Here is a 10,965-nt window from a genome sequence, read left to right on the forward strand (position 1 = left end):
TTAGCGGCGCCCCTCTTGGTCGAAGACAGCAAGCGGCATTTGCGGGAGGCCATATTCTGCCAATCCACCGCGAACCGCGCGCATCACAAGCTCGCGCATATCTTCGGACAAGCGATGCCCTCTGATTACGAGGCGATATTCGGAAGGAGTTGCTAGCACTTGAGCAAGGGTAGGACTCTGGGCTGCAGCCATTTGTGTCGGCAACAACGGAGCAGCGCTCGCCGTGCGAGACGAATTGCGTACATTTGCCTCACTATTGTTGCCAAACTTCGCAGTATCGCCGCCGACCAAGGGTTGAACCGGAGCATCAACCACAGCAGCCCATCCACCTTGGGTGGGTGCAATCGCGCTACCCGCCGCGGCCGCTGAACGCGGTGTTGCAGCGGAGGTCGGTTGAACACCGCCAGCACTATCAGGCGTGGTAATAGCATGTCTGCCCTCAAGCCTAATCGAGCCCGCGATAGCAGCGCGTGCTGCTGCAAACTCCTCTCCATCGATGCCGTCAATTGCGGTGAAGATTTCGTCTGGCGAGTGGTTGAAGGATGCAGGGCCCACTATTGGCCGCGCATTAAAGGCTATCGCTTCATCGCTCACTTGGGAAGCAGCGCTATAGCCAAGCTGTCCTTTTTGCATTGCAGCGAAGAATACCGCCGCACGATCAATGCTCGAGGTCAATGCATTGCGCACACCCGCGCCTGCCCGGTCGACGGCGCTGTGATCCGAAGCGCCCAGTGGAACCACCGCAGAACCCATTCCACCGCCATCGTTATCGCCAGATAGGAAAGCAGTGAAATTTGCCCTATTGTCGGTTGCATCATCCGTCTTTTTCGGTTGTGAATGCGCGGGTTGGGAGGCGTTCTTTGGCTGTAGCCAGCTGACCTCATTCATCGCTTTTCTCCCATTGAAGCAGCGCGCTGCGACAAGAACTCGCGCGCCTTTTTGTCTTCGGCCTTTCGGCGTTCTTTCGTGAGGGCCTGCGCGTGGCGGGTGGCCAATTGTTCGGATTGCTTTTCGGCGCGCACCCGCATTCGTGCAGCTTGCGCCTCATGTTCGTCCGCCTCAGCTTGTGTGTCTTTTCGAGCCAGCAATTCCGCCTCGCCTTCTGTGATCAGCTGCGCGAAAATCTGGAAGCGGTCGATTTGCAGTTGGCCTTGTGATGCGTAGTGATCGAGCGCCTCATTTTGCGCCCTCAGTTTCGCAGCCGCTGCCTCTGCTTCTTTCACCGTCTCGCGTTTCGAGCGCACCGCTTTGGCATGTTCGGATTTGCTTCGATGCTCACGCAAGGCTTGGAGATCGCGCAGTTTGATAAGGCTCTGGGACGCGCTCATATCGCACCTCCTCCAGCCAAGACCTGGCTCAAGGCGCCATCACTTGCGGCAAGCGTCGAGCGCGCGCTTCCGGATTGCATCAGGAATTCCTGGATCTTGGGCCAGAGTGCGACTGCGCGGTCAATCTCTTCGCTCGCGCCGGATTGATAAATGCCGCTTTCAATCATCGCGCGCGCCTCTTCATACACAGCGATATTGGCTTTGAGACGCCGGGCACTCTCTTGCTGCGCGTTTGTTAACACTTGATCGGCCACCCGGCTTATCGAGGCGCGTACATCGATGGCGGGGAAATGCCCACGCTCGGCAAGCTTGCGTGAAAGGACAATATGACCATCCAAAAGCGAGCGCATTGTCTCAGCAATAGGGTCATCCACATCGTCTGTTTCACTCAGCACAGTGATGATCGCAGTAATTGCGCCTTTGCCGGAAATTGCACCGCATCGTTCCACAAAATCGGGCAGGGCGGTAAAAACATTGGGTGTGTAAGAGCGAAGTGCTGGCGGTTCTCCTGCGGCTAAACCAATGTCGCGCAAAGCCATGGCAAGGCGGGTGACAGAGTCGACGAAGAACACCACATGTTCGCCCTTCTCGCGCCAATATTCACACAGCGCTAAAGCCTGCTGCATGGCTCTGATGCGAACGCTTGGCGCCTCATCGCTTGTTGCTGCGACCACCGTGACAGGCGCGGAATCTTCAGCTCTCGCGTGAATATTCCAGAGTCGCTCAACTTCGCGTCCACGCTCTCCGATTAGACAAATGACCACCTTGTCGCATTGCGCCCTCGTGGACAGTTGTTCGACGAGAGTGGTTTTGCCCACGCCGCTTGCTGCAAAGACGCCAATACGTTGTCCTTGGGCCAGTGGCAGAAGTGTATCGATGGCCCGCACACCGGTTTCAACGCGTTTGGAAACAATGGTTTTGGCCATGCTTGTCTGGCCCGAATTGATCTGATCTGTGCGAGCCGGTGCTTTGGTCGATAGGATGGTCGGTTTGCCGTCAATCGGCTCACCAAAGGCGTTCACCGCGCGGTCTGCAAAGCCGTCTCCAACCGAAAAGTTAGAATAGTCGCGGCTGAGCGTGACGCTTGCGCCCGGTTTCACAGCGTGCATATCGCCGAGCGGGACAAGCTCCACCCGCTCTTCGCCAACCGCCACGACTTGTGCCAAGCTGTGGTCTTCATCAGAGCCCAGCTTGCACACATCCCCGACCTGACAATAGGGACCATTGGCGCTGAATGACTTCTGGCCGATCGAGGTGACCTGAGCTTTGAAATCAGCAAAAGTGGCGCTTTTGACCATGTCTAGAAGGGCGGCGGTCTGCTGCACTTAATGCACCTCTGCCGCTTGCGGGCTTTGGTCCAAAAGGGTGTCCGCCTTTGCAAGCTGACTGTCTATCGACGCATCAAGCGTGCCGAGCTTCAGATCGAAGAAACAGGCACCCGGTTTGAGATCAAGCTGCGGAACGATCTCAACACTGGGGAGCGTTTCGTGCAGAGCATCGAGAGCAGCCTGATCAGCGAAGTCATCGGCGCATACGCGCACTCTGACGATTGATCCGGAGCAGAGCGTCTGTTTCCAGTGCTGAGCGGTACTCGTTACATGGGATGGCAACAGATACGCATCGCCCAGCACATGGCTGAGGATTGTGCGCGCAAGATCGACGCCAAGATCGACTTGATCTCCGAGACTTTCCTCGAGCGTCTTTGCACCTTTTTTAAGCGAGGCCTTTAGCAGCTCAAGCGCTTCATCCGCCTTAGTCGTCGCAGACTTCTCACCTACTTTTATGCCTTCATCATAGGCGGCTTTCTTTGCATCCTCGATTGCCTTTTCCTTATCGGCAAGCTCTTTTTCGAGAGCCGTGATCTGATCGAGAAAATGTGCTTCTTTAGCGAGCGATTTATCTTGAGTAAGCGCCGTTCTAACAGTGGTTTTCGCGCCTAGAGGAATGCTCGAACTTTCTTGGCTCTCGTCTGGCTTAGGTTGTTCGAAAACATAGCTTTCAGAAGGCGGTTCCGGTGAATTGGCCGCTTTAAGAATGGTCATGCTTGGGTCTCCCCTTTGGTGGCAGCGGCATTGCTACCTGCGGGGGAGAGCCACTCATTGAACCGTTCGACAAAGCTCTGCCAACCGGTGCGCGGTGTGCTCATGCCGTCGCCCACTTTAGTCGAATGGATATCCCACAGCGCGACTGAGCACGTCTCGCTCAACCCGCTTGCCGTGCCTTCTTGTGCATCTTCGACAATCGAGGCGAGCCACGGCGAATATCCTAAAAACTGTTGGTCGATTCGTTGTTGGCGCTCTTCTTCGAGGCGTTCTTCCTCAAGATATTTCGAAAGCGCATTCTCAACATCGCCGCGCTCTTCTGGAGCCATGCGGGACAGCACCGCATCTCGGTCCTTTTCACCCAGAGCGGCGAGCCGATCGATCAGCTGTGTCGCTGTGTTCTGCACCTCGCTCATCTCAGCTTGCTCCCCGTTCAAAATCGCGTTCAAGGTTGGTGCTGCGCAAAAGCTCAGCGAAGCTGTCAGCTTCGTCTTCAGAAAGTTTGCGACGCGGACGCGCTGCAAAAAGGGCAATCATTACGATCCCAAGCGGGATGAGGAGCCATATCCAGGGAAATCCGCCAATCCCGCCAAATGGATCGCTGCTCGTGGCCCAATCCCCTTGCGGTGTTTGGTCGGTGGCTGGCGAGGCTGGGGACGCGCTGGGTGCTAGCGCGTGCCCGGGGGATTGAAATCCAGTTTCTCCTGCTGATGCGAGCGCGCCTGTGGTGAAGTCGAGCATGTCACCGCTTGCACTGGACAAAGAAATCGCATCGGCAAGCGCGTCGGAAATAAGGGTGCGTTCTTCCGGGCTTAGCTCTTGTGGTGTCCGGATTATGACCCGCAGTGCTTGCCCTTCGAGACCAAAGGTTTGACGGTTCGAATTGGCGCTGCTCGCGGCGTTCTCGCCGTCCTCGGACGCTGCCGGAGCCTGGCTTTCAACCTGTTCAAAGGCAGACACCTGAAGGTCGAATAGCTGCTGGGGAAGGACATCCCCGATTGCAGCGCGCGCGCGGATGCCGACCAATTGTTCGACCGCTTCACGCTCGCTTCGGGCAGGGGCTCCGGCCGTCACCTCTCCAACGGCAGACGCGCTGACAAGTCCACCTGTTTCATTGAGCACTGCCACATCACCAAGTGATAGACCAGGTACAGAAGAGGCAACCAACTGACGAATTCCATCGACGCGCTCAGCGCTGAGCACTTGCGATGGCTCCATCTCAACGGTCACAGCGGCTGTGGGATTTTCCTGCTCAGAACGGAACAGTGTGCGCTCTGGCATTGCCAAATGCACTCGGGCAAATTCGACCCCGCTCATCATCATGATGGTGCGAGCAAGTTCGCCCTGAATTGCTCGTTGAAGGTTGATCTTCTGTGCGAATTCGGTGAGGCCAAGCTCGTTCTCGTTGAACAGTTCAAAGCCGGTCGTCCCGCCCATAGAGATGTTCGCGCCTGCCACAGCTACGCGTGCATTGGCCGCCTCGCTCTCAGGGACGAGGATGTCGTGCCCATCATTGGCAAGCTGGTAAGCAATTCCGGCTGTGTCGAGTTCAGCGACAATTTGGGAGGCATCGCTTTCTCTGACGTTCTCATAGACGGGCACGTAATCTGTGCGCAGAACGAAGAACCAAAGGCCTGCAAACAGAGCCACAACCCCGACAAAGATCAGAGCAAAAAGGCGCAATTGTGGTTGGTCAGTGAGCATGGGTTTGAGGCCCGATCTAAAGCTGCATGTTCATAAGCTGGCGGTAGCCTTCGGTGAGGCGCTGGCGCACTTGGGTTGCCAGTTCGACCGCCATGCGTGCCTCTTCCAAGGCCACTGTCACGTGGTGAATTGGAGTGGTGTTATCGACAACGAATCGCGCAACCAGATCATCGGCTTTCGCGACTTTGCCATCCATATTGGTGAGTCCATCGGACAGCATTGTCGCAAAACCGTTGCCTGCAACATCGGTCACCTGCTCGGCTGCATTTGCTTGGGCTGCCACGGGAAGTTGGGCGGCCTGCGTTGCACCGATATTGCTCATCGTGGCCTGCGTCACCGAAGTAACAGACGAAATCGCCTCAATGCCGTTCATCCTTGCCTCCCAACTTGAAGAGCCGAGGAGAACATGCGCTGTGCCGCCTGGAGGGCGACAAGGTTGGCCTGATAGGCGCGCTGCGTCTTGATCATCATGCTCATTTCATCGGACTGCGAGATATTGGGATAGCTCACAAAGCCATCCTCATTGGCGTGCGGGTGGTCTGGGTTGAACACCTGCCTAGTGCCAGAATTAGTCTGTGTGATTTGGTAGACCATAACCCCGCGCTCGGGCGGCGCATCGGGATCGCCTGCGGCGCGCATTTCGGCGGCGAAATCGCCAACAGGACCAGAAACCAAACGCTGAGCGGCGTAGGTTCCGCCATTGTCGGTTCGCGTGGTATTCATATTGGCAAGATTGGTCGCAATGACCTGAAGGCGCTGCCATTCAACGTCCAGCGCAGAACGGCTGATTTGTGTGGCTTCCATTCTATTGACCTCTCACAGCTGCACGCGCGATCTGCATCTGGCGGCCCATTAGGTCAGCCAGTGCGGCATAGCGCCCTGCGGTTGATGATGAGCTTTGCATTTCCAGATCAAGGCGGATGTCGCCGCCCGCGATCTCAGGACCTTCGGTTTCGATGTTTACGACCAACGAGCGTACGGCCTCGGGTCCATCCTTGGCTGCTTCGCGTAAAGCGTCTTCAAAGCTGACCAAACGGCGTTGAATTGTTTCAGAGCCAGCATTGGCGATATTCTGTGCAATCGCGGTCTGGCGCATTGTCAAAGCGTCCATCGCTTTCATCGCTAGAGCTTGCGAAATCTCTGACATGATGTGCTCCTTGGTACCTGTTACTGAGTAACGATTTCGGCATGAAGCGCACCGGCGGTCTTCATGGCCTGAAGGATGGAAATGATCCGGCGGGTGTCGACGCGCGCTTGGGCCAGCCCTTGCACGAGCGCTCCCACATCGGTGTCCGGGAAGCTAGCGACCGTGTCATTCTCACCTTGCTCGACCGCAAGATCTACGTTGGTAACGATCAGGCTGTTGACCCCGGTGTTGCGAACGCCTCCGACAAAACCGGGTTGGCTTGCCTCATTATCGCTCTTGACAGTGATCTTGATGTCGCCCTGACTGATGACGACACTCGAAATGCGGACATTTGAGCCAGCGACAATCGTGCCAGTGCGTTCATTGATAACAATCCGTGCCAAACGGTCCGGCACAATGCGCAGGCTTTCGAGCTGAGAGACAAAGCGAGAGAGGTTGCGCGCATCTCCGGGATATTGGATCACGACCTCATCGGCATTCTTCACATAGGCTAGATCAAAGCCTTGCAGTCGGTTGATCGCCTGCGCGATCCGTTCGGCAGTGGTGAAGCTCGCGTCTGAGAGAAGGAAGGAGAGCTGGCCATTATCTTTCAGAATATTGGCCTCAACCGGATATTCGATTGTCCCTCCGTTTGGAACGATAGCGGTTGTCGGGAAATTGCGTTGCTGCCGCTCCAGCTCTGCGTCAAAGGCATATCCCCCAACCGCCAGTGGGCCTTGCGCGAGCACATAGGCCTCGCCATCGGGACCTTTGAGTTCAGTCAAAATCAGGGTGCCGCCAGCAAGCGAACGCGCATCACCCAGTGTGGAGACATTCACATCGATCCGGTCGCCCGGATTAGCCGATGGAGGAAGCGTTGCTGTGACCGTGACAACCGCGACATTGCGCGTGTCGATTTCATCTTCGGTCAGTGTCACGCCAAGATCTTGCATCGTGTTGCGCAAGAGCCTGCGCGCCATGCGGTTGCGCTGTCTGTCTCCCGTTCCCGGCAGGCCAGTTACAAGGCCAAGACCTGTCAGCGGGTTGTCCCTCCAGCCATCAAATCGACCCAGCCCATTAAGCGCCACATCCTGTGCAAAAACAGGAGCGGGTGCAAAGGTCAGCACAGAGGCTATGGTTGCGAGACAAATGAGGATCTTCTTCATCATGATCAAAGGCCCAGAAAGCTGAAAATGCGGTTGAGTAGGCCGGGTTTTGCACTGCGCGTGGCAAACCCTTCACCGTCATAATTGATCTCAGCATTGGCGAGCCGGCTTGAGGTGATGGTGTTGTCAGAAGAGATATCGATAGGACGGATACGACCCCGAATTTCGATGTCGCGTTTCTCTCCGTTCACCAGCATGTTTTGCCGGCCTTCGATGATGAAATCGCCATTGGGCAGCACTTCGACAACTTGGGCAGCAAGGCTCGCTGCAAACCGGTCAGAGCGCTCGGTCTCACCAATACCGCGATAGCTGCTGCCAATACCAAAGCTTAGCGTTTCACTGATGCTGCCAGCGCCCAGATTGCCATCGAGTGATGTGTCTTTGCCAGAGCGTGTACCGACCCGGTTGGTGGCGCTCGCGCTCTCGAAAATCACCACGGTTACGATGTCGCCAACGTTTTGCGGCCGGTTATCTGTGGCGAGGCTAACAGACCGATCCCGGTCGTAAAGCTGCTCTGCCAAAACCGGCTGGCAGACGCTCGAAAGCACAATTGTGAAGCCCAGAAGAACGTGTTTTTTCATTGCGCTAAGTCCTCAGAGAGGTGTGAAACAGGTACGGTGAAGACCTTGCCATCGACCGTTTGAATGACGACATTACGTCCTTCCTGGCCAGCTTGGAGGGTGGTGACAGACCGCGTGATGGTGACGGGACCAGCGTCGATGGTGAGCAAGACATCGGCATCCTTGGCGATCCGCCTGTCGGTGATGGGGCTAATGGGGCCGAGGTAAGTGCCAGCAGCGATTTCATCGGTTGCAACGGGCGCGCGCGCATCGCGGTCATAGCCAACTTTTGCGTTTGATCGTCGGCCTTCGCATGTCGTGGGCTCGACCAAAGACGCTGAGATGAACTGACCTTTGACGACCCTGTTCGCCGCAGCGAAGCAAGTGCCCAAATGCCGCATCGAAGCATGCGTTGGCGCGACAAGTGTCATGCTCTCTTCAAACCTTAACTCGACATGATTCATGGGCAGGCGATTGCGGATCAGCCTTCGTGCTTGATCCTCATCCAGGGCAAGCCGGATTGTTCCGCGCGGAACCCTTGCAATCACGGGGTTCGATTGTCCGTCACTCACCACTGCTAGGTCGCTCAAATGAACGTCGCGTGATTGCAGCTGCACCTCAGCAGGCGTGCCAGACGCCGCTACGAGAAGTACCAGACTTGCGATTTCGATTTGCATGTGTGGGATCACTTGAAACGATGGGAAAGGTGAGGGTTATCTGCTCAAACTGTTGGTGATAGAGGCGACTTGGTCGGCGGTTTGGATCACCTGCGCGCTGGCTGCAAAAGCTCGCTGCAATATCAACATCTCGACCATAGCTTCGGTCATCTCGACATTGGATTGCTCAATCATTCCTTGGCGAATGAAACCGGCTCCATCTTCGCCCGGCACCCCATCGAGGAGGCGTGCATTCTCGGCCATCCGATATTGGCCCGTTCCCATCGGGATGAGATCATCATCAGATTGCTGACGAACAAGCATGATCTGCCCGATATCGAGCAATTCACCATCCTCGATTTCGGCTTGAACTGTGCCGTCAATCTCAATCCAAAGAGAGCGGGCATCTTCGGGAACGGATATCATGGCCTGCAAAGGTGCAAGGCCTTGAGCAGCGAGGAAGCGATCGCGGTCAATCTCAAGCTTGCCGCCGCGCCACAGGAGGCTCTCGCCGTCCGGGCCCATCAATTCGATGAAGCCAGAACCATCGATGGCAATATCGAGGCTTGATCCGGTCGCCTGAAGTTCGCCATGGTCGGAAAACATGGTTCGAGTGGTCATTCGCACACCGCCGTTTTGCGCCGCCGATTGTTGAGCGAGACGCTCGTTCTCGCTCGTAGGATTGCCTTGTGTTGTGACAATCTCAGAGAACTGAACTTCCGCGCGTTTAAAACTCGGAGTGTTGATGTTTGCGACATTGTTCGCGTGCGTTTCCAAAGCTCTTTGATGAGCGCGAAGGGCAACCGCCCCAACTTCGTAAGCACCGTTCATTATCCACTCCTTCCGAAGGTGTTGATGGCTCGGTCGAGCAACTGATCGTAGGCTCGGATGATTTGCGCACCGCTTTCGATCTGCCGCTGAGCTTTCATGAGTTCGACCATTTCATCCGATAAGGTGACGTTTGAACGCTCCAGCATGGCCTGCCGGATTTCACCGTTCTCAGCCTCGCCAAGATCCGCGATTTCATCAGCGCTGAGCGCGCGGCCAAGTGCGCCGAAACTGTCTTGAGCGTGTTCAAAAAGACCGATTGTTCCCATGATTGAGGTGCCATCCAACATGGTGCCATCGGGCAAAATTTCGAGCGCATAAGTCGAAGTTGTTGCATCGCCACCAGAAGCGAGTTGGAGGATGCGTCCGCTTGCATCAATCAGTGCGCCGTCCGCTGCAATTCCGAATTTACCGGCTCTTGTTAGGCTGAAGTTATCGCCGTCGCGTACGAGAAAGTATCCCGTGCCGTCGACCGCGAGATCAAGCGCCTCACCGGTGTCGAAAATCGCACCTTGTGTGTTGTCGTGAGCGAAGCGGACTTGCGGCGCATTTAGGTCCGAAGTCGACGAGTTTGCTTCGGACTGGACCTCACTGAACGCGATGTGCGCTTTGTAACCCGGTGTCTCGGAATTCACCGTGTTCTGCGCCGCAATTTCAATGCGCCGTTCTCCCCCACGCATGGTGGTAGACGCAATATCTAACAACCCCACTTAGCAACCCCCTTGGAAATGAATGCCCTTTAGCATGGAGCAACTTTGATTCGGGTCAAGACATGTTTCTGTTCGTCTCAGATTTGACTGCCAATTGGTTACCAAAAACTGAGATAAATCGCGATAGTTTTCGATTCGAATCACAGTTTTCGTGGGACAGATAGTTCTAGCGGGATTTGATTTTGTTTATGTGAGAAAAGCTGTTGATAAAAAAGTTGAACTTGAAACTGAGTTTTGATGTGCTGGTAAATCTTGGTCAATAAATTTGAAGTCAAAATATCTTTTCTGTGGCGTGTGATTTCTCATGTGTCCTTCGGTGTTCTTTGGGTATTGTGCAGCACAGCAATATTGCTCGGATGTCGTCAAGAACGGCTGTCAGATTTGGCCTTCTGATCCGAATAATTCTCTAATCATGTGCGATCCTGAATGATCGATACAGCACTTTTCAACAGATTTGTGCACAGACTTATCCAGACAGGCCCTAGTACCTGGTTTGCCAACAGAGCTGTCCTTGATGTTGTTACAACTTGCTTATTTCTAGGCAAAGGGTTGCAATAATGTCATCTGAAATCGCGTTAGATCTTCTAACGAGTATGCTGTGGTCTGCAGCTCTGGTCGCTGGACCAGTAATGCTGGCCACACTTTTAGTTGGATTGACTATTTCCGTCTTCCAAGTTGCCACACAAATTCAGGAGATTACACTCTCCTACGTTCCCAAGATCGTCACCGCTGGCACGATGCTAATCATACTTGGGCCGTGGATGGTGTCGCAGTTCGTTGGTTTTGCGACTGACCTTTATCTGCTTATTCCGCAGCTCGGTCGTTAGAGGCCGCTAGCAAGGGGC

Annotated in this window: 15 protein-coding genes; 1 reads left to right on the plus strand and 14 read right to left on the minus strand. The window is 55.2% G+C overall.

Annotated features, from left to right (window positions below; all coding sequences use genetic code 11):
* From ABJ205_RS15545 to ABJ205_RS15610, 14 genes are read right to left on the minus strand one after another with little or no spacing between them, the layout of a single operon-like run.
* Nucleotides 1–888: a hypothetical protein gene (locus ABJ205_RS15545; RefSeq protein ID WP_348157774.1), complete on the minus strand. Its 888-nt coding sequence runs from the start codon at nt 886–888 to the stop codon at nt 1–3.
* The gene (locus tag ABJ205_RS15550; protein ID WP_348157777.1) at nt 885–1,328 is read right to left on the minus strand and encodes a hypothetical protein; all 444 of its coding nucleotides are present in this window, start codon (nt 1,326–1,328) and stop codon (nt 885–887) included. The genes ABJ205_RS15545 and ABJ205_RS15550 overlap by 4 nt, the downstream gene beginning before the upstream one ends.
* On the minus strand, nt 1,325–2,653 hold the full coding sequence (locus ABJ205_RS15555) for a FliI/YscN family ATPase (RefSeq protein ID WP_348510080.1): 1,329 nt from the start codon (nt 2,651–2,653) through the stop codon (nt 1,325–1,327). Before ABJ205_RS15555 ends, ABJ205_RS15550 begins: the two co-directional genes overlap by 4 nt.
* A complete protein-coding gene (locus tag ABJ205_RS15560; RefSeq protein WP_348157783.1) occupies nt 2,654–3,370 on the minus strand; it encodes a hypothetical protein in 717 nt (238 codons plus the stop codon). It abuts the gene before it with no gap.
* Nucleotides 3,367–3,786 carry a hypothetical protein gene (locus ABJ205_RS15565; protein ID WP_348157786.1) on the minus strand — a complete coding sequence of 140 codons (420 nt, stop codon included), beginning with the start codon at nt 3,784–3,786 and terminating at the stop codon, nt 3,367–3,369. The genes ABJ205_RS15560 and ABJ205_RS15565 overlap by 4 nt, the downstream gene beginning before the upstream one ends.
* Before the next feature lies 1 nt (nt 3,787).
* Complete coding sequence (gene fliF, locus ABJ205_RS15570; RefSeq protein ID WP_348157788.1) at nt 3,788–5,074, minus strand: flagellar basal-body MS-ring/collar protein FliF; 1,287 nt, start codon at nt 5,072–5,074, stop codon at nt 3,788–3,790.
* A gap of 16 nt (nt 5,075–5,090) precedes the next feature.
* Entirely contained in the window at nt 5,091–5,447 is a 357-nt protein-coding gene (locus ABJ205_RS15575) for a flagellar hook-basal body complex protein FliE (RefSeq protein ID WP_348157791.1), read from the minus strand.
* Nucleotides 5,444–5,878, minus strand: coding sequence for a flagellar basal body rod protein FlgC (gene flgC, locus ABJ205_RS15580; RefSeq protein WP_348157793.1), 435 nt, complete (start codon nt 5,876–5,878; stop codon nt 5,444–5,446). Before flgC ends, ABJ205_RS15575 begins: the two co-directional genes overlap by 4 nt.
* 1 nt (nt 5,879) lies before the next feature.
* Nucleotides 5,880–6,221 (minus strand): hypothetical protein, encoded by a 342-nt coding sequence (locus ABJ205_RS15585; RefSeq protein WP_348157796.1) that lies wholly within the window; start codon nt 6,219–6,221, stop codon nt 5,880–5,882.
* A 20-nt stretch (nt 6,222–6,241) separates the two neighbouring features.
* Nucleotides 6,242–7,369, minus strand: coding sequence for a flagellar basal body P-ring protein FlgI (locus ABJ205_RS15590; protein ID WP_348157799.1), 1,128 nt, complete (start codon nt 7,367–7,369; stop codon nt 6,242–6,244).
* 2 nt (nt 7,370–7,371) lie between these two features.
* A complete protein-coding gene (locus tag ABJ205_RS15595) occupies nt 7,372–7,947 on the minus strand; it encodes a flagellar basal body L-ring protein FlgH (protein ID WP_348157802.1) in 576 nt (191 codons plus the stop codon).
* Complete coding sequence (locus ABJ205_RS15600; protein ID WP_348157805.1) at nt 7,944–8,603, minus strand: hypothetical protein; 660 nt, start codon at nt 8,601–8,603, stop codon at nt 7,944–7,946. Before ABJ205_RS15600 ends, ABJ205_RS15595 begins: the two co-directional genes overlap by 4 nt.
* Before the next feature lie 36 nt (nt 8,604–8,639).
* Complete coding sequence (locus ABJ205_RS15605) at nt 8,640–9,413, minus strand: flagellar hook basal-body protein (protein WP_348157808.1); 774 nt, start codon at nt 9,411–9,413, stop codon at nt 8,640–8,642.
* Nucleotides 9,413–10,120 carry a flagellar hook-basal body complex protein gene (locus tag ABJ205_RS15610; protein WP_348157811.1) on the minus strand — a complete coding sequence of 236 codons (708 nt, stop codon included), beginning with the start codon at nt 10,118–10,120 and terminating at the stop codon, nt 9,413–9,415. The genes ABJ205_RS15605 and ABJ205_RS15610 overlap by 1 nt, the downstream gene beginning before the upstream one ends.
* Before the next feature lie 557 nt (nt 10,121–10,677).
* On the opposite strand from ABJ205_RS15610, the gene ABJ205_RS15615 reads away from it, so the two are divergent.
* Entirely contained in the window at nt 10,678–10,947 is a 270-nt protein-coding gene (locus ABJ205_RS15615) for a flagellar biosynthetic protein FliQ (RefSeq protein ID WP_348157814.1), read from the plus strand.
* Nucleotides 10,948–10,965: the final 18 nt, after the last annotated feature.

Source organism: Erythrobacter sp. (assembly GCF_039988855.1).
Taxonomy (GTDB): domain Bacteria; phylum Pseudomonadota; class Alphaproteobacteria; order Sphingomonadales; family Sphingomonadaceae; genus Erythrobacter.